Here is a 22,849-nt window from a genome sequence, read left to right as displayed (position 1 = left end):
TTTAATCAAGGCATGGAAATGATGACTCTATATCTTGCTTTATTTGCCCTAGGTTATTAACAAATTCTACTACTTTTTGGATAATTTGATTAACAATTTCTTTTTCTACGGGATTTTTGATGTTATTAATCTCATCTTCTTGAGGAATTTGTATTACATTAATGTCTTCTAATTGATAAATTTCATTGAACAATTTTAATAAATGGTCCTTAGATAGGTCTTCAGGTTTTATCCTATTGTTATCTATCAAAAAATGACACTCTGTATCAACTATTAAGATTTGCATATATTTCTCCCTTCTTAGTGTAAGAATCTATCCCAGACTCCATCGCTTCAATAAATTTATCATGACTTTTTTCTTCGAGACCATTTATAGAATCTTTTATTTTACTAGAACTGAATTCCCCTGACATAATAGAATAATTTCCGTTATTGTCTTTTGAAGTTACAATCAAATAATCTGGCTCTAGTAGTGTTCCTAATGTAGAATTATGTGTTATGACTACAACCATGCTATTTCTCGCAAGTTGTCTTAATTCAGTATTCAACTCACTTTTTATATAAGCATTATCCAGAGAGGATTCTGGCTCATCTATTAGTATAATCGGCTTATTTTTAGCTTCATTTAACCTCAACATCAAGGCGAACCCTACAGCTTGGCCACCTGAAGCAGGGACTCCATCTGAGTCAAGAAGTTTAACTTCTTTACGAACTAAATATTCTGCGAAATTTGCTTCATTGTAAAAGTTTTTACACTTCAAATTATTTAAAAAAGTAATAAAATCTTTGTTTTTATAAGCTTCCATTAAATCATTATTGACAGCTTCTTTCGTTCCAATTTCTTTTTGAAACTGACTAGCAGATTCATACGGAACTAAATTAACTTGTATTTGATAGCCGTGTAGGCGTTCGTTTTTTTGTGGACTCTTAGTGACAATACTATTTAAAAATTCATTGATTTTTTTCTCCAATTGTTGTCTGTGAATTATTTTGTTAATACTACATTCTTGAACATTTGAAATTCCTGTTCGGGCTGTAACAGTAGATTTAACCTCTGTCATTATTTTATTAACTTTTTTCTTAATCTCATTATCCTTTCTAAATTCTATGTATAAGTTTCTAAGCTCTAAATAAACATCAACAAAATTATTTTTCTTTTGAACACTATTTGACAACAGTTTCCATATTTCATCTTTTTCAATAACTCCTTTAATATTTGAAAGTGCAGTTTCTATATACTCTATGCTGGAAAATTCAAATTCAGTCTCCTTAAATAGTAAATATTTTTGACTTGATTCACTCCTAGCCATTTCATTAGCAAATCTTTTGACATCGTTCAAAAAGCATTCAATATTTTCTTGTTCAGTTTCGTTATTATTTAAATAATTTTTAATCTTTGAAAATTGATTTTTGTATTTTCCTTGCCAAGAATGTAGAGCTGATAAACCTTGTTCTTTTCTTTGTTTCTCAATATATTCATCAGCTCGAGCAGTTTCAAATTGCTTTATTTCATAGTACTCATCTTCGCTGTACTCTTCTTTTATCTTATTCAAAAAATGAGTTTTTCCAGTTCCACGTTTTCCTACTACTAAGTTAAGCCCTGAAGAAACATTTACTCCGTTAATGTTAATGACATCTTGCAGATTGTCCTTATTTATGCTTACTTTATTCCTATCATACAAACATCTTTTTATATCTTCCCACTCACATGAATCAATTTGTAGATAGGTTTGTTTGTTTCGCAATTTTTGAATATCATTTCGGTTATCTGTATCATTATCTGTAGCGTGAGCGTCACTAAATAGACAAGGAACTAAACTATCAGGATTATTATGAGCAATATTGAATCTTAGTTGGTTAGGCACACCACCAACATGCACAACACTACTTAATACGTCTGGTACTTTTTTTATTCCTTTGCTCTTCCCAAGTTCAAATATGTAAATACCTTTTTCCCAACAAGGTAATTGGTCACATAACTGTTCACAAGTTATACTATCCGACTGGGTCTGATGAATCTGAGATAACCAATCTGAAAAAGTTAATAGTTCATCAATGCAGTCTATAGGAAAGACTATATTTACATGTCCAACATCTAAGGTAAGCTCAATTCCAGGGTAAACTTTAACCTTGTCTAAGGCTACTGTAATTTCTTCAAAATTTTCTTTATCAAATAAGTCATGATTTGTTATTGCTATCGCATCTAATTCCATTTCCTCAACATAATTTTTCAACCAATCTAATGAAAATATGAAATCAGAATCTTTTATGCTTGCAATAGTATGAAGATGGAAGTCAATTTTTTGAACCATAAATCCGTACTCCTGTTTCTATAAATAATCTACTGTTAAGTTTTTCTCAGTTTAATCAAAAAATTCGTCCATCTTTTAACTTTTTTGAATTTTTTTAAAACAAATCATCAAACAAACTCAACTGGTTATCCTCTGGCATATTGCCGAGAATGCCCATTTCATCCATTTTTTCAACCAAGGTCGATGACAGTCCGCCACGCTTGCGAAGTTCTGTCTTAGAGAGGAACTCACCCTCTTCACGCGCTCGCACCAACTGCTTAGCAACGTTCTCTCCCAGACCATCCATTGCTACAAATGGCGGGATGAGAGTGTCCCCATCAATGAGGAATTCTGTCGCCTGACTACGGTAGAGATCGAGTTTACCAAACTTGAAACCACGTTCCCACATTTCATTGACAATCTCAAGAGTTGTGTAGAGATCGATTTCCACATTAGAGGCTTCATTGTTCTTCCGTTTTTCAGCGATTTCTTCCATTCTGCGCTTGATAGCATCCAAGCCCGCACCCATGGTCTTGATATCAAAGGCCTTGGCGCGGATAGAGAAGTAGGCACAGTAATAATAAATCGGATGGTGAACCTTGAAGAAGGCTACTCGAAGAGCCATCATAACGTAGGCGGCCGCATGGGCTTTGGGAAACATATACTTGATTTTCCCACAGGACTCGATATACCACTCTGGTACCTTATTGGCTTTCATAGCTTCGATGTAGCCATTTCGCTCCTCTTCGGAAATCTTTAGCCACATGCCCTTACGTACCCGTTCCATGATAGTAAAAGCCATCTTAGGTTCAAGACCAGCATGCATGAGATAAACCATGATATCGTCCCGACAACCGATAACAGTCGATAGGTCCGCAATCCCTTGCTTGATCAGATCCTGGGCGTTCCCCAGCCACACATCGGTACCGTGGGATAGACCAGACAGCTGAAGCAACTCCGCAAAAGTCGTCGGATGTGTCTCATCTACCATTCCACGTACAAAGCTGGTTCCAAACTCTGGAATTCCCAGCATCCCTGTTGGAGTTCCAATTTGCTCAGGCGTCACCCCTAAAACTTCCGTTCCAGAAAAGAGAGCCATAACGCTTTCATCATCCATGGGAATTTCATTAGGGTCAATACCAGACAAGTCCTGCAATTTCCGAATCATGGTCGGATCATCATGCCCCAGTACATCAAGTTTGAGGACATTCTCATCGATATCGTGGAAGTTAAAGTGAGTCGTCTGCCATTCAGCCGTCACGTCATCTGCTGGATACTGAACAGGCGTAAAATCGTAAACATCCATGTAGTTAGGAATAACAACGATTCCCCCCGGGTGTTGCCCTGTTGTCCGCTTGACACCAGCCGCACCCTGAGCGAGGCGTTCCACCTCTGCATCACGATAAAACTTCCCATAGTCCCGCTCATAGCCCTTGACAAAGCCATAGGCAGTCTTGGCAGCCACCGTACCAACCGTTCCTGCACGGAAGGCATATTCTTCACCAAAGATATCACGCACATCCAAGTGAGCGCTAGGCTGGTCTTCTCCCGAAAAGTTCAAGTCAATATCGGGAACCTTGTCTCCATCAAAACCAAGGAAGGTCTCGAACGGAATATCCTGCCCATTTTTACTGAGTTTGTGGCCACAGTTTGGACAATCCTTATCGGGCATATCAAATCCTGAACCATAAGAACCATCTGTGATAAATTCACTATACTGACACTGACTACAAACATAATGAGGAGAGAGAGGATTAACCTCCGTAATCCCAATCATGGTCGCAACAAAACTGGACCCAACAGACCCACGAGAACCAACCAAGTAGCCCCGTTCATTGGAACGTTGCACCAGCATCTGGGAAGCCAGATAAATCACGGCAAATCCATTCCCCAGTATGGATGTTAATTCTTTTTCAATCCGCAAATCAACAATATCTGGCAGCGGATTTCCATAAATCTCAAAAGCTTTCTTGTAGGTCAGCTCAGCAACCGTTTCTTCCGCCTTGTCAATGAAAGGCGTGTACAGGTCACTCTTAACCACCTCAACAGGCTCAAAGGTTTCTGCCAAGGCATTGGTGTTTTCAATAACCAGTTTACGAGCCAGTTCCTCGCCCAAAAAAGCAAATTCATCCAACATCTCATTGGTTGTTCGAAAATGAGCCTTTGGCAGAGGAGCCGGTTGGGCATGTTCACCGTGACCAATGGTTCGGTTAATCATAGCCCCCTGTCCCAAACTACGGACGATAATTTCACGGTAAATCTCTTCTTCCGGTTCGATATAATGGACATTTCCCGTAGCCAGAACAGGTTTGCCAAGACGGTCTCCCACCTCTATCAAACTCTTGATAATAGTTTGGAGTTCCTCCATATCCTTAACCTGCTCTTTAGCAATCAATGGTGCATAGATAGCTGGTGGCATGACCTCGATAAAGTCATAATACTTGGCCACCTCAACCGCCGCATCCACACCTTGGGAAACGACTGTGTCAAAAACTTCACCTTCAGAGCAAGCTGACCCTAAAATCAATCCCTCCCGATGGGCATCTAGAACTGTTCTGGGAATCCGTGGCACTCCTTCAAAGTAATTGGTATTGGACAAAGAAACCAGCTTAAAGATATTTTTTAGACCTACTTGATTCTTAACATAAATGGTCGCATGCTTAATCCGAGCTTTTTTATAAGAATCTGGACTAATCAAATCAATATTCAGTCTAGCCAGATCAGTCACACCATGTTTTTCTGCTACATCCTTGATAAAGATAAAGAGCAAACGACCAGTAGCTTCCGCATCGTAGTTGGCCATGTGGTGGTGGTCCAGTGCCACACCAAAACGCTTGGTCAAAGGTCCCAAACCATGACGTTTATACTCAGGATAGAGGTTTCTAGCAAACTCCAGCGTATCAATAACTGGCTGGCTAATCTTAGGCAGACCATGACGCTCATAGTTAGCATTCATAAAGCCAACGTCAAAGGTAGCATTGTGGGCAACTAGAACCGTATCCTTGCAAAATTCTTGGAATTCTTGTAAAACTTGTTCCAGTGGTTTGGCATTTTTGACATGGTCATCTGTAATTCCAGTCAACTCGGTAGTAAAGGCTGACAAGGGATAGCCAGGATTGATAAATTCATCAAATTCAGCAATAACATTTCCCTTATACATCTTAGAAGCCGCAACTTGAATCAAGTCATTATAGATAGCTGAAAGTCCCGTCGTTTCCACGTCAAAAACCACGTAGGTCGCTTCTGATAAGTCCATCTCTACTTCGTTGTAAACGATAGGAACACGGTCTTCAACGATATTGGCTTCCATTCCATAGATCAGCTGAATTCCTGCTTTCTTAGCTGCCTTGTAGCCATGTGGAAAGGACTGAACATTTCCATGGTCCGTGATGGCAACCGCCTTGTGTCCCCACTTTACAGCTGTCGCAATAATTTCCTCTACTTCTGGCAGAGCATCCATGGTCGACATATTAGTATGAGCATGAAATTCAACCCGACGCTCACCTTCCGGCATCAAATCCTTCCGCTCATAGTGAACAACTTCCTGCACATCCTGCACGTTCATTGTCAAATCTCGTGTGAAGTTATTCATCTCCACATTTCCACGAACACGAAGCCAGGAATTTTTCTTAATGATGTCAAACTTCTGAGACTCTTCTTCATTCTTAACCCATTTTTGCATTGAAAAACTTGAAGTGTAGTCCGTCATTTTAAAGTTGATCAAAACGCGACCAGTTCTGGTCACCTTATGCTCCACATCAAAAACGACCCCTTCAAAGACCAAACTATTCTCCTCAGTCGTCACATCAATCATCTGGGTAACTTCAGCCTTATCCAATTTTGGTTTTGCCGCAGCCTTTTTAGCCTGAAAATCAAAGACCGGTTTCTCTTCTACTGGAGGAGGAGCCATCTGTTCCAGTTGTTCCATAGCACGCAAAGCCTCCTCATTAGCAGCCTGAACGATTTGTTCATTCTCCATATGGAAGGCTTCCTCCTGCTCCTGTGTAAGAGCATCATTCTTTTCGATTTGGCAGACAAAAGCTGGAAAACCAAACTTCTCAAGTTGCTTTGTTAAATTAGGAAGATGATTTTTCTTAAAGTGTTCCTTATCAATCGCCTCTGAACCTTCAATAAAGAGTTGGTTTCCTTCCGCACGAACTTTTAAATTCTGGTAAAGAGACTTAAACCCTTGGCTAGCACATGGACCTTCAGAAAAAGCCTCCTTATAGTAGGACTGCAAGAGTTCATTTGAAAAATCTTGAGAAAGAGCCTTGATTTCGAAAACAGCTTTATTTCCAGTCTTAGAAAATTCCTCACTCAGCCCTTTCTTTAACTCTAAAAAGATTTCAATCGGTAAAATATTAGAAAATACAAAATGAAATTCCCAAATCTTACTAATTTTATGAACCACAACACGCTCAATACTTGCATTAACAAGAGCAGGATCCTGTCTCAATTGATCAGAGACTCCTATTTGATTCATTAAAATTTCAAACTTACTTGACATCCAATTTCCTCACATTATTCTCTTACTATTTTACCATAATTAAAGAAAATATATAGCCACTACCATTCCTTAAACCCTGCTAGTTTTCCTAAATTCATTCCTTAAAAACAAAAAAGAAGACTCCCAGAATCTCCTTAACACATATAAAAAAGATACCCTTCAGTATCCCCATAATTAATCGGGAAGACAGGATTCGAACCTGCGACACCTTGGTCCCAAACCAAGTACTCTACCAAGCTGAGCTACTTCCCGCGTTAAATAGAAAAAATGCACCCTAGAGGAGTCGAACCTCTAACCGCCTGATTCGTAGTCAGGTACTCTATCCAGTTGAGCTAAGGGTGCTCATCATTATATGCCGAGGACCGGAATCGAACCGGTACGATCGTTACCAATCGCAGGATTTTAAGTCCTGTGCGTCTGCCAGTTCCGCCACCCCGGCCTCTCTAAGCGAACGACGGGATTCGAACCCGCGACCCCCACCTTGGCAAGGTGGTGTTCTACCACTGAACTACGTTCGCATCGACCTCTTATTCTATATAAAAAAATGCCGGCTACATGACTTGAACACGCGACCCTCTGATTACAAATCAGATGCTCTACCAACTGAGCTAAGCCGGCTACTTTCTATTATGCGGGTTAAGGGACTTGAACCCCCACGCCGTTAAGCGCCAGATCCTAAATCTGGTGCGTCTGCCAATTCCGCCAAACCCGCAAGTATGACCCGTACTGGGCTCGAACCAGTGACCCATTGATTAAAAGTCAATTGCTCTACCAACTGAGCTAACGAGTCTAAAATAACTTCCGTTATCTTAAACGGTCCCGACGGGAATCGAACCCGCGATCTTCGCCGTGACAGGGCGACGTGATAACCGCTACACTACGGGACCTATATGGGAGTTAACGGGATCGAACCGCTGACCCTCTGCTTGTAAGGCAGATGCTCTCCCAGCTGAGCTAAACTCCCTCGAGCTAAGCGACTTCCATATCTCACAGGGGGCAACCCCCAACTACTTCCGGCGTTCTAGGGCTTAACTACTGTGTTCGGCATGGGTACAGGTGTATCTCCTAGGCTATCGTCACTTAACTCTGAGTAATACCTACTCAAAATTGAATATCTATCAAATATCAAGTAAACCTCACACTTCGTATCCTCAGTTACTTTGGATAAGTCCTCGAGCTATTAGTATTAGTCCGCTACATGTGTCGCCACACTTCCACTTCTAACCTATCTACCTGATCATCTCTCAGGGCTCTTACTGATATATAATCATGGGAAATCTCATCTTGAGGTGGGTTTCACACTTAGATGCTTTCAGCGTTTATCCCTTCCCTACATAGCTACCCAGCGATGCCTTTGGCAAGACAACTGGTACACCAGCGGTAAGTCCACTCTGGTCCTCTCGTACTAGGAGCAGATCCTCTCAAATTTCCTACGCCCGCGACGGATAGGGACCGAACTGTCTCACGACGTTCTGAACCCAGCTCGCGTGCCGCTTTAATGGGCGAACAGCCCAACCCTTGGGACCGACTACAGCCCCAGGATGCGACGAGCCGACATCGAGGTGCCAAACCTCCCCGTCGATGTGAACTCTTGGGGGAGATAAGCCTGTTATCCCCAGGGTAGCTTTTATCCGTTGAGCGATGGCCCTTCCATACGGAACCACCGGATCACTAAGCCCGACTTTCGTCCCTGCTCGAGTTGTTGCTCTCGCAGTCAAGCTCCCTTATACCTTTACACTCTGCGAATGATTTCCAACCATTCTGAGGGAACCTTTGGGCGCCTCCGTTACCTTTTAGGAGGCGACCGCCCCAGTCAAACTGCCCGTCAGACACTGTCTCCGATAGGGATCACCTATCCGGGTTAGAGTGGCCATAACACAAGGGTAGTATCCCAACAACGTCTCCTTCGAAACTGGCGTCCCGATCTCTTAGACTCCTACCTATCCTGTACATGTGGTACAGACACTCAATATCAAACTGCAGTAAAGCTCCATGGGGTCTTTCCGTCCTGTCGCGGGTAACCTGCATCTTCACAGGTACTAAAATTTCACCGAGTCTCTCGTTGAGACAGTGCCCAAATCATTACGCCTTTCGTGCGGGTCGGAACTTACCCGACAAGGAATTTCGCTACCTTAGGACCGTTATAGTTACGGCCGCCGTTTACTGGGGCTTCAATTCATACCTTCGAGTTACCTCTAAGCACTCCTCTTAACCTTCCAGCACCGGGCAGGCGTCACCCCCTATACATCATCTTACGATTTAGCAGAGAGCTGTGTTTTTGATAAACAGTTGCTTGGGCCTATTCACTGCGGCTGACCTAAAGTCAGCACCCCTTCTCCCGAAGTTACGGGGTCATTTTGCCGAGTTCCTTAACGAGAGTTCTCTCGCTCACCTGAGGCTACTCGCCTCGACTACCTGTGTCGGTTTGCGGTACGGGTAGAGTATGTTTAACGCTAGAAGCTTTTCTTGGCAGTGTGACGTCACTAACTTCGCTACTAAACTTCGCTCCCCATCACAGCTCAATGTTATAGAATTAAGCATTTGACTCAATTCACACCTCACTGCTTAGACAGACTCTTCCATTCGTCTGCTTTAGTTAGCCTACTGCGTCCCTCCATCACTACATACTCTAGTACAGGAATATCAACCTGTTGTCCATCGGATACACCTTTCGGTCTCTCCTTAGGTCCCGACTAACCCAGGGCGGACGAGCCTTCCCCTGGAAACCTTAGTCTTACGGTGGACAGGATTCTCACCTGTCTTTCGCTACTCATACCGGCATTCTCACTTCTATGCGTTCCAGCGCTCCTCACGGTACACCTTCTCCACACATAGAACGCTCTCCTACCATACCTATAAAGGTATCCACAGCTTCGGTAAATTGTTTTAGCCCCGGTACATTTTCGGCGCAGGGTCACTCGACTAGTGAGCTATTACGCACTCTTTGAATGAATAGCTGCTTCTAAGCTAACATCCTAGTTGTCTGTGCAACCCCACATCCTTTTCCACTTAACAATTATTTTGGGACCTTAGCTGGTGGTCTGGGCTGTTTCCCTTTCGACTACGGATCTTAGCACTCGCAGTCTGACTGCCGACCATAATTCTTTGGCATTCGGAGTTTATCTGAGATTGGTAATCCGGGATGGACCCCTCACCCAAACAGTGCTCTACCTCCAAGAATCTTGATGTCGACGCTAGCCCTAAAGCTATTTCGGAGAGAACCAGCTATCTCCAAGTTCGTTTGGAATTTCTCCGCTACCCACAAGTCATCCAAGCACTTTTCAACGTGCCCTGGTTCGGTCCTCCAGTGCGTCTTACCGCACCTTCAACCTGCTCATGGGTAGGTCACATGGTTTCGGGTCTACGACATGATACTAATGCGCCCTATTCAGACTCGGTTTCCCTACGGCTCCGTCTCTTCAACTTAACCTCGCATCATATCGTAACTCGCCGGTTCATTCTACAAAAGGCACGCTCTCACCCATTAACGGGCTCGAACTTGTTGTAGGCACACGGTTTCAGGTTCTATTTCACTCCCCTCCCGGGGTGCTTTTCACCTTTCCCTCACGGTACTGGTTCACTATCGGTCACTAGGGAGTATTTAGGGTTGGGAGATGGTCCTCCCAGATTCCGACGGGATTTCTCGTGTCCCGCCGTACTCAGGATACTGCTAGGTACAAAGACTATTTTAAATACGAGGCTATTACTCTCTTTGGCTGATCTTCCCAAATCATTCTTCTATAATCTTTGAGTCCACATTGCAGTCCTACAACCCCGAAGAGTAAACTCTTCGGTTTGCCCTCCTGCCGTTTCGCTCGCCGCTACTAAGGCAATCGCTTTTGCTTTCTCTTCCTGCAGCTACTTAGATGTTTCAGTTCACTGCGTCTTCCTCCTCACATCCTTAACAGATGTGGGTAACAGGTAGTACCTGTTGGGTTCCCCCATTCGGAAATCCCTGGATCATCGCTTACTTACAGCTACCCAAGGCATATCGTCGTTTGTCACGTCCTTCTTCGGCTCCTAGTGCCAAGGCATCCACCGTGCGCCCTTATTAACTTAACCTTATTTTCTGACCTTTCAGTCAGTAACTCTTATTAATACTACAGCGTTTCGGTTTATTTTCTTGTTACTATTTGATATAGATATTCAATTTTCAATGTGCATTACTTGGTGATCTCTCACCAATGGAGCCTAGCGGGATCGAACCGCTGACCTCCTGCGTGCAAAGCAGGCGCTCTCCCAGCTGAGCTAAGGCCCCACAAGACCTCTCAAGACTAAACAAGACCAATGCGCAGTTCCTTATCCTTAGAAAGGAGGTGATCCAGCCGCACCTTCCGATACGGCTACCTTGTTACGACTTCACCCCAATCATCTATCCCACCTTAGGCGGCTGGCTCCAAATGGTTACCTCACCGACTTCGGGTGTTACAAACTCTCGTGGTGTGACGGGCGGTGTGTACAAGGCCCGGGAACGTATTCACCGCGGCGTGCTGATCCGCGATTACTAGCGATTCCGACTTCATGTAGGCGAGTTGCAGCCTACAATCCGAACTGAGACTGGCTTTAAGAGATTAGCTTGCCGTCACCGGCTTGCGACTCGTTGTACCAGCCATTGTAGCACGTGTGTAGCCCAGGTCATAAGGGGCATGATGATTTGACGTCATCCCCACCTTCCTCCGGTTTATTACCGGCAGTCTCGCTAGAGTGCCCAACTAAATGATGGCAACTAACAATAGGGGTTGCGCTCGTTGCGGGACTTAACCCAACATCTCACGACACGAGCTGACGACAACCATGCACCACCTGTCACCTCTGTCCCGAAGGAAAACTCTATCTCTAGAGCGGTCAGAGGGATGTCAAGACCTGGTAAGGTTCTTCGCGTTGCTTCGAATTAAACCACATGCTCCACCGCTTGTGCGGGCCCCCGTCAATTCCTTTGAGTTTCAACCTTGCGGTCGTACTCCCCAGGCGGAGTGCTTAATGCGTTAGCTGCGGCACTAAACCCCGGAAAGGGTCTAACACCTAGCACTCATCGTTTACGGCGTGGACTACCAGGGTATCTAATCCTGTTTGCTCCCCACGCTTTCGAGCCTCAGCGTCAGTTACAAGCCAGAGAGCCGCTTTCGCCACCGGTGTTCCTCCATATATCTACGCATTTCACCGCTACACATGGAATTCCACTCTCCCCTCTTGCACTCAAGTTAAACAGTTTCCAAAGCGTACTATGGTTAAGCCACAGCCTTTAACTTCAGACTTATCTAACCGCCTGCGCTCGCTTTACGCCCAATAAATCCGGACAACGCTCGGGACCTACGTATTACCGCGGCTGCTGGCACGTAGTTAGCCGTCCCTTTCTGGTAAGATACCGTCACAGTGTGAACTTTCCACTCTCACACTCGTTCTTCTCTTACAACAGAGCTTTACGATCCGAAAACCTTCTTCACTCACGCGGCGTTGCTCGGTCAGACTTCCGTCCATTGCCGAAGATTCCCTACTGCTGCCTCCCGTAGGAGTCTGGGCCGTGTCTCAGTCCCAGTGTGGCCGATCACCCTCTCAGGTCGGCTATGTATCGTCGCCTTGGTGAGCCGTTACCCCACCAACTAGCTAATACAACGCAGGTCCATCTGGTAGTGATGCATTTGCACCTTTCAATGGATTATCATGCGATAATCCATTTTATGCGGTATTAGCTATCGTTTCCAATAGTTATCCCCCGCTACCAGGCAGGTTACCTACGCGTTACTCACCCGTTCGCAACTCATCCAAGAAGAGCAAGCTCCTCTCTTCAGCGTTCTACTTGCATGTATTAGGCACGCCGCCAGCGTTCGTCCTGAGCCAGGATCAAACTCTCGTTAAAAGTTTGAGTTCTCACTCATTTCTGTCACTGACAGATTTATTGTTTTTTCATTGTTCAGTACTATAACCTTAGTTATAGTGCCCTGCACATTGGTTCGTCTTGTTCAGTTTTCAAAGGTCTTTGTCACTCAATCTCTCTCAAGCGACAACTATATTAGTATATCACAGCTGCTGACCTATGTCAACACTTTTTTGAAACTTTTTTTTACTTTTTTTCTCACCTGTGATACACTCATAGTCCGTACGGGATTCGAACCCGTGTTACCGCCGTGAAAAGGCGGTGTCTTAACCCCTTGACCAACGGACCTTGAGCTTTTCAACTCTTTCTATTATACCTACTTTTCCTACTTTGTCAAGATCTTTTTTCCTCTTTATCGAAATTCTGAAAAGATAAGGGAAAGTTCTCTTAGAAGAGCTTTACGTCCTCTAAAGACTTCTCCTCCCATGAGACGGTCCACTAACTCTTGTTTTTCTTTACACTGCTTTGATTTGTAATTCTTTAGAAGTTCGTGAAAGAGATAATAATCATCCAGTCTGAGTCCTTTTTCTCCTAGACGATGGCTAATCTCACTCACCTCTTCATAGGGTTCTTTGTTGAAACGACGCTTGTGACTTTCCTGTTTACGGATATAATCTAAAATACGATTCCGGAATTTTGTTTTAAAGCAGACATATAATCGATGGCGTTCATCTTCTAGTAACTCTGGATGGTGACTGACCAGCTCATAGAGGCACATCATGCCCTCCTGGTCCCAGTCTTCTTTCTCCCACAGATGCAAATGATAATCTTTGCGACACTTATGGACAATCCCCTTCGTTTCTTCGTATAATTCTTTTAGATTCATAGACCTCTCCTTTCTGCATTTAGTTTAGCAAAATACACGAACCCATGGGTCTATTTCCTCTATTCTATACTTCTTCCTCTCTCAACGGCACATAAAAAGAGAGGCAAGGCCTCTCTGGGGTTATAATTCTGCAATTTGGTTTAGGTTTACTTCTGCAATCGTATCATTACCAAACATAGAGATAATCATCTTCACTTTATTGTTATCAATTTCAGTAATTTTACCTGTGTAGTCTGCAAAAGCGCCATCAATGATGCGGACAGTCTGACCAACTTCAACGTCAATATCAAACTCTTGAACAGTTTGTCCCATTGAAACTAGAATATCACGGATTTCTTGTTCCAATAGCGGAGTTGGTTTTGATCTGTTACCGTGGGATCCGACGAATCCTGTTACGTTTGGTGTGTTTCGAACGACGAACCATGCTTCATCGGTCATGACCATTTCTACAAGGACATAACCTGGAAAGCGATTCTCTTCAACTTCCTTTTTCTTTCCATTTTTCTCAACTTGCACGGTTTGTGTTGGAATCTCAACGCGTAGAATATTATCCAACATGTTATACGTTTGTGCACGTTGCAATAGATTTTCTTTTACCTTATTTTCATAGCCAGAATAAGTTTGTAGAACAAACCATCCTTTGTCAAAACTATCCATGATATTTCCTTTCATACATATAGAAGGAAGTTAGCAGAACTTCTCCGCCTTTCTTCTAAAAAATGTTAATAAATCGAATCAAACCTGAAACAATCAACTGGTCAAAAATGTAAATGATGACCACAAAGAAGGCTGTGTATTCCATAATAGAGCGAAAATCTCTCCAGCTTTCCTTGCGAGTTGGCCACGTTGTTTCTTTAAGAAGTTTAAAAATATCCTTAATAAAACCCATCGTTCTCTCCTATCTCGTTTCTCTATGTGTCGTATATTTCCCACAATGTTTACAAAATTTATTTACTTCTAGTCGTGTTGGCTTGGGGTTCCCACTAATTTTGATTGAGTAATTCCTTGAACCACAAACTGCACAAGCTAGGCTTGCTTTTTTTAGTGCCATAACGCCTCCATCTTATCTATTATAACAAGAAACCTAGGCTTTGACAAGCCTCTTAACGAAATAGATTAAGGATTGAGTCCCATATTGTCTGGGCTTTTTCTTTTATCTTAGCTTCTGAAATCGCACGTCCTGCTTCATCTACAAGATTTTGTGCACGACTACGAATATCTCCTATCGGGTCCTCAGACTGGTTTGTCTCATTTTCAACAACTTGCTTTTTCGTATTTTCTGGTTCAATACCATTTTGTTTATAAGCATTCTCAACTGTAAAAGTGCTACCTGGGGTGTATGGCAAAATGGTATTAGCCATACTTCTAAAGACATGGGCTGCTCCATTTGAGGTCGAACCTGCTAGATAATGGTTCTCATCCGTCGTCGGGAAGCCGAGCCAGTGGGTAATTACCACATCTGGAGTATAACCAATCACCCACTGGTCACTAGTATATACTGAATTAAAAGCAGCCTCAGTAGTACCCGTCTTTCCAGCCATAACATAATCTGTTGGCGATGAACTAATTCCTGTACCATTGGTAAATGTTCCTAGCATCATGCTGGTCATTTTATCGGCTACCGACTTATCAATCACTCGTTTTTGAGAATTTTTATGACTCTTGATAACCTGACCACTGGCATTTTCAATACGAGTGATAAAATGCGCTTCAGGCATCAGACCTTCATTAGCAAAGGCTGCATAGGCTTGCGCCATCTGGAGGGGATTCGTTTCTACGCCTCCACCGAGAGCAACTCCAAGAACTCGATCAACATTTTCCATATTCAGACCAAATCTCTCCCCAGCATCAAAAGCTCTGTCAATACCTAATGCATTTACAGTCGCAACTGCCGGTAAATTGAGTGATTCAGCCAAAGCCTGATACATAGGTACTTCAGGAGAAGTTTTAATCCCTGCATAGTTGTCCACTTGATAACTATCGTACTGCATCGTATGATTATCCAGTTGCTTGTTTAAGGCCCATCCTGCTTCTACTGCAGGCGTATAAACCACTAAAGGTTTGATAGTTGATCCTGGGCTACGCTTAGACTGAGTGGCATAGTTGAAATTTCGGAAGCCTGGTTTGTCATCGCCAGCTACGCTGCCAACAACGCTACGCACTCCACCTGTTTTAGGCTCTAAAGCGACACTACCTGATTCGGCATGTGTTCCGTCTTCTGCCTTTGGAAATAGTGAGGTATTTTCGTAAACAACCTGCATATTGGCTTGGTAGTTTTGGTCAAGTTCTGTATAGATTCGATAGCCGTTGTTGACAATCTCTTCTTCTGTGAGATTGTACTTGGAAACGGCTTCGTTGACAACTGCATCAAAATAGGACGGGTAACGATAATCCGAAATCTTCCCTTCATACTTATCTTGCAGTTGAGAAGCCATATCTGCTCCAGCTGCTTCGGTCTCTTGATTTTTATCAATATAACCTGCTGCAACCATATTTTGCAAAACAGTATCCCTACGGTTGGTTGAAGTTTCAACAGAATTTAATGGATTATACAATTCTGGCCCCTTGAGCATTCCTGCTAGAGTAGCCGCCTGATCAAGCGTTAGTTGTGAAGCCGATACACCGAAATATTTCTTACTTGCATCTTCAACCCCCCACACCCCATTTCCGAAGTAGGCGTTATTGAGGTACATAGTAAGGATTTGCTCCTTACTGTATTTCTTTGTCAACTCTAAGGAAAGGAAAAACTCCTTGGCCTTCCGTTCAACGGTCTGGTCCTGAGAAAGATAGGCATTTTTTGCCAACTGCTGAGTGATGGTAGACCCCCCTCCAGAACGACCCGCTGTAAGGATGGCTAGAAAGAAACGACCGTAGTTTATCCCATCATTTTTATAAAAGGAACGGTCCTCTGTCGCGACGACAGCATTTTGCAAGTCTTTACTGATATCTGTCAGTTCAACATAGGTTCCCTTTTGACCTGATAGGGCTCCCGCCTCTTTTTCTTCGCGGTCAAAAATCAGAGTTCGCGTTTTCAAGGCATTTTGCAAATCATTGACATTGGTAGACTTGGCTATCGCAAATAGGTAGGTTCCTACTAGCAAACCTGCACTTAACCCTAAAATGATAACGATCTTTGTCAGATGATAACGACGCCAAAATTTCCGAATTGGGCCAACTTGGGACAATTTTTTTCTATCGCTCCGAGAACGACGCATGCTAGTCGAATCAGAGCCCGCTGATTCATTCGTTTCTTTTTTAAAGAGAGAAAGAAATTTCTCAAATAATTTATCTAATTTCATGCGTTTATTTTATCATCTTCACCATAGGAACTCAAGAATTTAGCTACTCCCTATCCAAATAGGACTTTTTTTGTTACAATATCTGTATGCAATTCACATTTACATTACCCGAAGCCTTGCCTCAAATGACGGTCAAACAATTTCTAGAGGAACAACTCCTCATTCCTAGAAAAATTCGTCATTTTTTGAGAACCAAGAAGAACATCTTAATTAACCACGAAGAAGTTCACTGGAACGAGATGGTGAAGCCAGGGGATATTTGCCAATTGACTTTTGACGAGGAAGATTATCCCAAAAAGGAAATCCTTTGGGGAAATCCAGACCTCGTTCAAGAAGTTTATCAAGACCAACATCTTATTGTCGTCAACAAACCTGAGGGTATGAAAACTCACGGTAACCAACCAAACGAAATCGCCCTTCTCAATCATGTCTCTGCCTACGTCGGGCAGACTTGCTATGTCGTTCATCGTCTAGATATGGAAACCAGTGGGCTAGTGCTTTTTGCTAAGAACCCTTTTATCCTGCCCATCCTCAATCGTTTGTTGGAGAAAAAGGAAATTACTCGCGAGTACTGGGCAATCGTAGAAGGACGAGTAGAGAGTAAGGAACTTGTCTTTCAAGATAAAATCGGGCGTGATCGTCATGATCGCAGAAAAAGAGTAGTTGATGCAAAAAATGGGCAATATGCTGAAACGCATGTAAGCCGATTAAAGCAATTCCCAAACAAAACAGCTCTTGTCCGTTGCAAACTAAAGACCGGTCGAACGCATCAGATTCGTGTTCACCTCTCTCATCACAAGTATCCTATCTTGGGCGACCCTCTCTATAATAGTAAATCAAAAACAAGTCGGCTTATGCTTCATGCCTTTCGCCTTTCTTTTACCCATCCACTCACCTTAGAAAAATTGAGTTTCACTGTTCTATCGGATACTTTTGAAAAAGAATTAAAAAAGAATGGATGACATTATCATCTATTCTTATATATACAAAAAAAGCAAGGCCAGAAAGCCTTGCTTTTTTATCGACTCAAGAATTATTTAGCGATTTTTGCAAAGTATTCAAGAGTACGAACAAGTTGTGAAGTGTAAGACATTTCGTTGTCATACCATGAAACAACTTTAACCAATTGTTTACCGTCAACGTCAAGAACTTTAGTTTGAGTTGCGTCAAACAATGAACCGAATGACATACCTACGATATCAGAAGATACGATTGGATCTTCAGTGTAACCGTATGATTCGTTAGAAGCTGCTTTCATAGCTGCGTTTACTTCATCAACAGTAACGTTCTTATCAAGAACTGCTACCAATTCAGTTACAGAACCTGTTGGAACAGGAACACGTTGAGCAGCTCCGTCCAATTTACCGTTCAATTCAGGGATAACCAAACCGATTGCTTTAGCAGCACCAGTTGAGTTAGGAACGATGTTAGCTGCAGCAGCACGAGCACGGCGAAGGTCACCTTTACGGTGTGGTCCATCAAGAACCATTTGGTCACCAGTGTAACCGTGGATAGTAGTCATCAAACCTTCAACGATACCGAAGTTGTCATGAAGAGCTTTAGCCATTGGAGCCAAACAGTTTGTAGTACATGAAGCACCTGAGATAACTGTTTCAGTACCATCAAGAATATCATGGTTAGTGTTAAATACAACTGTTTTAACATCTGATCCACCAGGAGCAGTGATAACAACTTTCTTAGCACCACCAGCGTGCAAGTGTTTTTCAGCAGCTGCTTTAGTAGCAAAGAAACCAGTTGCTTCAAGAACGATTTCTACACCGTCGTTAGCCCAGTCGATTTGTTCTGGATCACGTTCAGCAGAAACTTTAACGAATTTACCGTTAACTTCAAATCCGCCTTCTTTAACTTCTACAGTACCGTCGAAACGACCTTGAGTTGTATCGTATTTCAACAAGTGTGCAAGCATCACTGGATCTGTAAGGTCGTTGATGCGAGTAACTTCAACACCTTCTACGTTTTGGATACGGCGGAAAGCAAGACGACCGATACGTCCGAAACCGTTAATACCAACTTTAACTACCATTAGTGATTTCCTCCTTATGAAAATCATGAAAATTTTATTGTGAAAAGAGTAACTTGAATCACTACAAATCACCTTTCAACACACCTATTATATAACTATTTGAGTTTAATTGCAAGTATGGGCGTCGATTTCTTTGTGTCTAAATTTTTGGGAATAATCAAATATCCTTATAACTCAATAAGAAAGCGAGATTTTTCAGACAAAAAAACTGGAAAAAGTTCCTCACTTTACCCCAGCCCTTGACTATATTGCACTATTTATGCTACAATATTGTTTGACTGATTAAGCAAAGTGTGTGTTTGTCTTAATCGGTGGTGTAGGAGTTGCTGCTTCTACACCTTTTTCGTTTTCATTTACTTTACTATTGTAACACATATTAGGCAAAAAAGCAACTGTTTTGTCTAAAAAGCATGGCAAAAAGACCTCTAAAATTGCATTTTTTAGAGGATTTTCTTTACCTTTTCCTTACTTTCGCTTACGCCCTCGTTTTCGTATAACGGCTCCATGAGGACGGTGGTCAACAAGAAATCCTGCTCCTAAACGGCTCGCCCTATACTCCTCATACTCATTCCGCCAATCCCCGAAAAACAATTCGTATAGCTGATCAATTCGTTCAAGGAGTATCATCCTAGCCATAGTACAAGCTCCTTCAATAGACCAATACATCCCTCGATGTTTCATACGGTAGGTGACCTTTCTGTGTTGACTCTCCATTACCCCAATACCATGAGAGGACAACCCTCTAAGTTTCGGTGGTCTGGTATCCCCAAAATTTCTCAATAATTTTTTACGGAAATTGTAAAAGCTATCAAAAGCCTCCTGACTTTCTATAAGAGACTCTACTGTATCTAGTACGGTCTGAAGAAGGCTTCTCTGATGTGTCTGGATAGCCTTAAAAGCCAGATCAAGTAGTGTTGATGGGTACGGCTTCAGGAATCTTTTTAATTCTTCATTGACATGATAAGCATCCCAGAAATGCTCATGACGCTTAATCCGTAGAGCTTTCTTGATTTCTTGAAATACTCTTCGAGTATATCCTTTACCATTGTCCGAGTTAGTGATAAGAAGAGTTCGATCAGTTATTTCAAAATGATTGTAGAGATAGTCTATCAATTCTTCCTTTGCTTGCTCATGGCTTGTATGGATAATTTCATGCTTATTCTCGAGTACATACCGATTATTTCCATTCTTCTTCGCTCCCGTATGAATCAGAAAATGGGCTAAGTCTGTATTGTGTCGTTCATCATTGCTTGATGTTGTCTTGACGAGCACACCATCTCCCTCCAGGTAGATTTTATCTGCCTGGATTTTTTTCGGTTGCTCATCACCTCTAAAAAGCCGATAGCGTTCCCTCTCTGAAAAGAGTCTGCCTGCCATTTTTACAGACTTCAACACAGCATCCTTTGTTATCTCCAGGCGATAAGCCATCTTAACGGTTCGACAAACTTCACGGTAGGATAAAACGGAAGCGTGTTTTGCCATGTGAAAAATCATCTCCGGAGAATAACGCATATACTTTTCTAAGCCTAGCCACTCATCTACAGGATAACAACTTCTCTTTCCCTTTCGCCAGCGATTCCTAGAAAAGGTCATCTCTCCAAATGTAAAGACAACTGTCCTCTCTGTACTGTCTATCCGTTTATACCCCTTCAGTCTCATGGAGGGAGCTATCTGCTCGTCATAATCTCTTACTCGCTTCAGGAATTGCTGCTCACGTTTGCGATCTAGTTCTACGACAAATTCTTTTTCATCAAATCTAAACATACTCTCTATTGTACTGAAATCATGACTAGATTGAAAACATCAGAAACTTTTACAAAGTTTTTTCATCTTCAAAACTTCGATCTACTTTCTCTTCCCGACTACGCACGTGCTCCTTAATATCTCTATAATCTGTGTAATGTTTTAGAGTATCGTCAAAGAACTCTTGTAGGGCTCCTTTTTCAATTTGAAATTGTTTGATCAGTTGACTAACATCTTCCAACCCCATATCTTTTGGAACTCCTAAAGCATCCAATAGTTGTACCGCCGCAAGACTATTTTCTGGAGATTGCTGGATGGCTAAAAGTGCTCCTTCAATTTTATGATAACGTCCAAGTCGCTCATCTAGCTGTCTTAATTCCTCCTGGGTAGCCTCTATCTTTTCATTAAAGCGCTCCTCCAAATGTTGAAATTGTGCTCCATCTGTCACGCCGTGCTCGACTAAGAAATTATATTCCTTAATCAGTTCACGCATAGAGTAAATTTGAGCATTTTTAGTTACAAGTGTTTCGCCATTTTGTTTGGCTAATTGTTTTGCAACAGTCAAGCCCATCATGTACCGATTTTTTTGAGATTGATCCGGATTGAGAAAATAAAAATAGTCTTTCTCTTTGATATAGATGGTATAATTTCCATCCTCATTTTTATCAACTTTATGAGAAGGTATTAAAATGGTACCACTATTTAAAGCTCCCATATCCATCTGTACGTAAATACCTTGCTTGCTTTCTTGTTCGACCTGCCAGGATTCCACTTCCAATTTCAATTCAAAATCATTTGCCGTTTTTTCTTTTGATTCTTGATATTGTTCTTTCAATTCCTCCACATCAAAAACTAACTGATTCTTAGAAATTCTCTCTTTTATTTTTTCAAGAGAATAGAGTCCTTTCTTCGATAATGTATCATCTCGGACATTTCTTTGTTGTGGCTGATCAAGTAATTTATACTTCACAAATTTACCAGAGAAATCAATCTGAAGATCAAGCGCAGCTGCTTTATGTTTGAAATCTTCTAACGATAAAGAGTGCTTCAGAAGAAAATCCAGACGCTCCTTAATTTCAAACCGATAATTATTTTGTCTCCGCCAAGCAGAATACTTTGTATAAGAATTTTTCATAGTAGGCTCAATAATTTTAGCGCCATAACGTGCCGCATGCTTGTCCGATATTGCCCTCAAATTTTTCAAAGTTTTCTTTTCCCAACGAAATTTCTTGAGCGTTGAGGTATTGGTTGTATTGAGTATGATATGATTATGAAGATGGTCTTTATCCGTGTGTGTTGCAATCACAAACTCATAATTTCCACCTGTCAATTCTAACATCGTTTGGCGGCCAATTTCATGAACTTGCTCAGGAGTCAAGTTATCATCTGGAGAAAAAGACTGGATAATGTGATGGGCCAATACTTGTTTTCCTGAAGATAATTCTTTCAAGTCATCATCTCCTTTTTTAAAGGCTGCAGCCAATTTTGTCATGACCATTTCTTCATCTGCTACGCTAAAATCAGAGATCCCATTGCCAGATACTAGCTTCATTTGAAGTTCACTATCATGATAGACAAGAGGAAAATCAAGATCCCTTTCTGCAGTTCCTGATACAAGAGTTTTCGCTTCATTCAGAATATAATTAACAGCTCTCTTCAAATTAGCTGGTGTTTTAATTTGAGTTGGAGATTTAATAACTACCATTCTTCTATATCACCCCTTACCGTTCGTTTCCGTTCCTGTAGACTCTGTTTTTCTGCGCTAGAAAGTTTGGCAGCTACCATCTCTTTCAACTCAGATAGATAGTCAATAACTTGTGCCACTTCTTCTGTCGTAACCCCTTGATTTTCGTTAGCATGTTTAGCAATTTGGTTGATGTTCGTCCCAACTCGATTGATGGCAACTCGAAGGTCTTTTAATTCAGAAAAATCAATTTGCACCACTTTTCCTTGCACCAATTGATTCTTCGCATAGTATTGAAAAGATGGAACTCCCATTTGGGCCATCGCCGTTTTAATTTGACGATCTTCCTCTGGTGTTAGTCGTATCAATTTTTGTATATAGCGTTTCCTATTTTCTCGTTTCTGCATTATTTTTTATCCTCTTTCTATCAGAATTTCTGTCACTTTCTGTCTAGGCATCAGCCCCTGACTTCCTTCCGGCAAGCGTAGCAAATGGATATCCATTTGCGAAATTTAAAAAAATCAGAGAAGGAGAACCATGCAGTTTTCCTTCTTGATTTTCTCAGTTTTGGGGAAATCCC

14 protein-coding genes, 11 tRNA genes and 3 rRNA genes are annotated in these 22,849 nt (G+C 42.1%); 1 reads left to right on the top strand and 27 read right to left on the bottom strand.

Going from position 1 to position 22,849, the window contains the following annotated elements:
- Position 1 precedes the first annotated feature (1 nt).
- From ACVX3R_RS00955 to pbp2a, 22 genes are all read right to left on the bottom strand, one after another.
- Positions 2 to 286 (bottom strand): hypothetical protein, encoded by a 285-nt coding sequence (locus ACVX3R_RS00955; protein WP_458795135.1) that lies wholly within the window; start codon positions 284 to 286, stop codon positions 2 to 4.
- Positions 267 to 2,312, bottom strand: coding sequence for a hypothetical protein (locus ACVX3R_RS00950; protein ID WP_458795134.1), 2,046 nt, complete (start codon positions 2,310 to 2,312; stop codon positions 267 to 269). Before ACVX3R_RS00950 ends, ACVX3R_RS00955 begins: the two co-directional genes overlap by 20 nt.
- A gap of 94 nt (positions 2,313 to 2,406) precedes the next feature.
- Entirely contained in the window at positions 2,407 to 6,798 is a 4,392-nt protein-coding gene (locus ACVX3R_RS00945; RefSeq protein ID WP_458795133.1) for a PolC-type DNA polymerase III, read from the bottom strand.
- A 178-nt stretch (positions 6,799 to 6,976) separates the two neighbouring features.
- Positions 6,977 to 7,050: transfer RNA gene (locus ACVX3R_RS00940), tRNA-Pro, on the bottom strand.
- A gap of 16 nt (positions 7,051 to 7,066) precedes the next feature.
- Positions 7,067 to 7,140 (bottom strand) — tRNA-Arg (locus ACVX3R_RS00935).
- Between the two features lie 11 nt (positions 7,141 to 7,151).
- A tRNA-Leu gene (locus ACVX3R_RS00930) sits at positions 7,152 to 7,237 on the bottom strand.
- A gap of 7 nt (positions 7,238 to 7,244) precedes the next feature.
- Positions 7,245 to 7,316 (bottom strand) — tRNA-Gly (locus ACVX3R_RS00925).
- A gap of 27 nt (positions 7,317 to 7,343) precedes the next feature.
- Positions 7,344 to 7,416: transfer RNA gene (locus tag ACVX3R_RS00920), tRNA-Thr, on the bottom strand.
- A 12-nt stretch (positions 7,417 to 7,428) separates the two neighbouring features.
- Positions 7,429 to 7,510: transfer RNA gene (locus ACVX3R_RS00915), tRNA-Leu, on the bottom strand.
- A 5-nt stretch (positions 7,511 to 7,515) separates the two neighbouring features.
- Positions 7,516 to 7,588 (bottom strand) — tRNA-Lys (locus ACVX3R_RS00910).
- Positions 7,589 to 7,612: 24 nt separating this feature from the next.
- Positions 7,613 to 7,685: transfer RNA gene (locus tag ACVX3R_RS00905), tRNA-Asp, on the bottom strand.
- A 4-nt stretch (positions 7,686 to 7,689) separates the two neighbouring features.
- Positions 7,690 to 7,762, bottom strand: a tRNA-Val gene (locus ACVX3R_RS00900).
- A gap of 4 nt (positions 7,763 to 7,766) precedes the next feature.
- Positions 7,767 to 7,882 (bottom strand): 5S ribosomal RNA (gene rrf / locus ACVX3R_RS00895).
- A 76-nt stretch (positions 7,883 to 7,958) separates the two neighbouring features.
- A 23S ribosomal RNA gene (locus tag ACVX3R_RS00890) occupies positions 7,959 to 10,860 on the bottom strand.
- 123 nt (positions 10,861 to 10,983) lie between these two features.
- A tRNA-Ala gene (locus tag ACVX3R_RS00885) sits at positions 10,984 to 11,056 on the bottom strand.
- 51 nt (positions 11,057 to 11,107) lie between these two features.
- Positions 11,108 to 12,655 (bottom strand): 16S ribosomal RNA (locus ACVX3R_RS00880).
- The 16S, 23S and 5S rRNA genes sit together here with 11 tRNA genes alongside, the layout of an rRNA operon.
- 234 nt (positions 12,656 to 12,889) lie before the next feature.
- Positions 12,890 to 12,961: transfer RNA gene (locus ACVX3R_RS00875), tRNA-Glu, on the bottom strand.
- Between the two features lie 64 nt (positions 12,962 to 13,025).
- On the bottom strand, positions 13,026 to 13,499 hold the full coding sequence (locus ACVX3R_RS00870) for a sigma-70 family RNA polymerase sigma factor (protein WP_458795132.1): 474 nt from the start codon (positions 13,497 to 13,499) through the stop codon (positions 13,026 to 13,028).
- Positions 13,500 to 13,619: 120 nt separating this feature from the next.
- Positions 13,620 to 14,156: a transcription termination/antitermination protein NusG gene (gene nusG / locus ACVX3R_RS00865; RefSeq protein ID WP_000376732.1), complete on the bottom strand. Its 537-nt coding sequence runs from the start codon at positions 14,154 to 14,156 to the stop codon at positions 13,620 to 13,622.
- Between the two features lie 55 nt (positions 14,157 to 14,211).
- The gene (gene secE, locus ACVX3R_RS00860) at positions 14,212 to 14,388 is read right to left on the bottom strand and encodes a preprotein translocase subunit SecE (RefSeq protein ID WP_000505776.1); all 177 of its coding nucleotides are present in this window, start codon (positions 14,386 to 14,388) and stop codon (positions 14,212 to 14,214) included.
- Positions 14,389 to 14,397: 9 nt separating this feature from the next.
- Positions 14,398 to 14,550 (bottom strand): 50S ribosomal protein L33, encoded by a 153-nt coding sequence (rpmG, locus tag ACVX3R_RS00855; RefSeq protein ID WP_001809375.1) that lies wholly within the window; start codon positions 14,548 to 14,550, stop codon positions 14,398 to 14,400.
- 52 nt (positions 14,551 to 14,602) lie between these two features.
- The gene (pbp2a, locus tag ACVX3R_RS00850; RefSeq protein WP_458795131.1) at positions 14,603 to 16,798 is read right to left on the bottom strand and encodes a penicillin-binding protein PBP2A; all 2,196 of its coding nucleotides are present in this window, start codon (positions 16,796 to 16,798) and stop codon (positions 14,603 to 14,605) included.
- Positions 16,799 to 16,884: 86 nt separating this feature from the next.
- Here pbp2a and ACVX3R_RS00845 point away from each other — a divergent pair, with 86 nt between their 5' ends.
- On the top strand, positions 16,885 to 17,760 hold the full coding sequence (locus tag ACVX3R_RS00845; protein WP_458795130.1) for an RluA family pseudouridine synthase: 876 nt from the start codon (positions 16,885 to 16,887) through the stop codon (positions 17,758 to 17,760).
- A gap of 71 nt (positions 17,761 to 17,831) precedes the next feature.
- Here ACVX3R_RS00845 and gap read toward each other — a convergent pair whose 3' ends face one another.
- From gap to mobC, 5 genes are all read right to left on the bottom strand, one after another.
- On the bottom strand, positions 17,832 to 18,842 hold the full coding sequence (gene gap / locus ACVX3R_RS00840) for a type I glyceraldehyde-3-phosphate dehydrogenase (protein WP_000260673.1): 1,011 nt from the start codon (positions 18,840 to 18,842) through the stop codon (positions 17,832 to 17,834).
- Between the two features lie 282 nt (positions 18,843 to 19,124).
- The gene (locus ACVX3R_RS00835; protein ID WP_458795129.1) at positions 19,125 to 19,217 is read right to left on the bottom strand and encodes a thiamine biosynthesis protein ThiS; all 93 of its coding nucleotides are present in this window, start codon (positions 19,215 to 19,217) and stop codon (positions 19,125 to 19,127) included.
- Between the two features lie 90 nt (positions 19,218 to 19,307).
- On the bottom strand, positions 19,308 to 20,606 hold the full coding sequence (locus tag ACVX3R_RS00830) for an ISLre2 family transposase (protein WP_458795128.1): 1,299 nt from the start codon (positions 20,604 to 20,606) through the stop codon (positions 19,308 to 19,310).
- Between the two features lie 49 nt (positions 20,607 to 20,655).
- A complete protein-coding gene (locus tag ACVX3R_RS00825; protein WP_458795127.1) occupies positions 20,656 to 22,290 on the bottom strand; it encodes a relaxase/mobilization nuclease domain-containing protein in 1,635 nt (544 codons plus the stop codon).
- Positions 22,284 to 22,676 carry a plasmid mobilization relaxosome protein MobC gene (mobC, locus tag ACVX3R_RS00820; RefSeq protein WP_458795126.1) on the bottom strand — a complete coding sequence of 131 codons (393 nt, stop codon included), beginning with the start codon at positions 22,674 to 22,676 and terminating at the stop codon, positions 22,284 to 22,286. Before mobC ends, ACVX3R_RS00825 begins: the two co-directional genes overlap by 7 nt.
- Positions 22,677 to 22,849: the final 173 nt, after the last annotated feature.

It is taken from the genome of Streptococcus sp. 517s (assembly GCF_054445985.1).
This window is presented reverse-complemented; position numbering and strand designations above follow the sequence as displayed.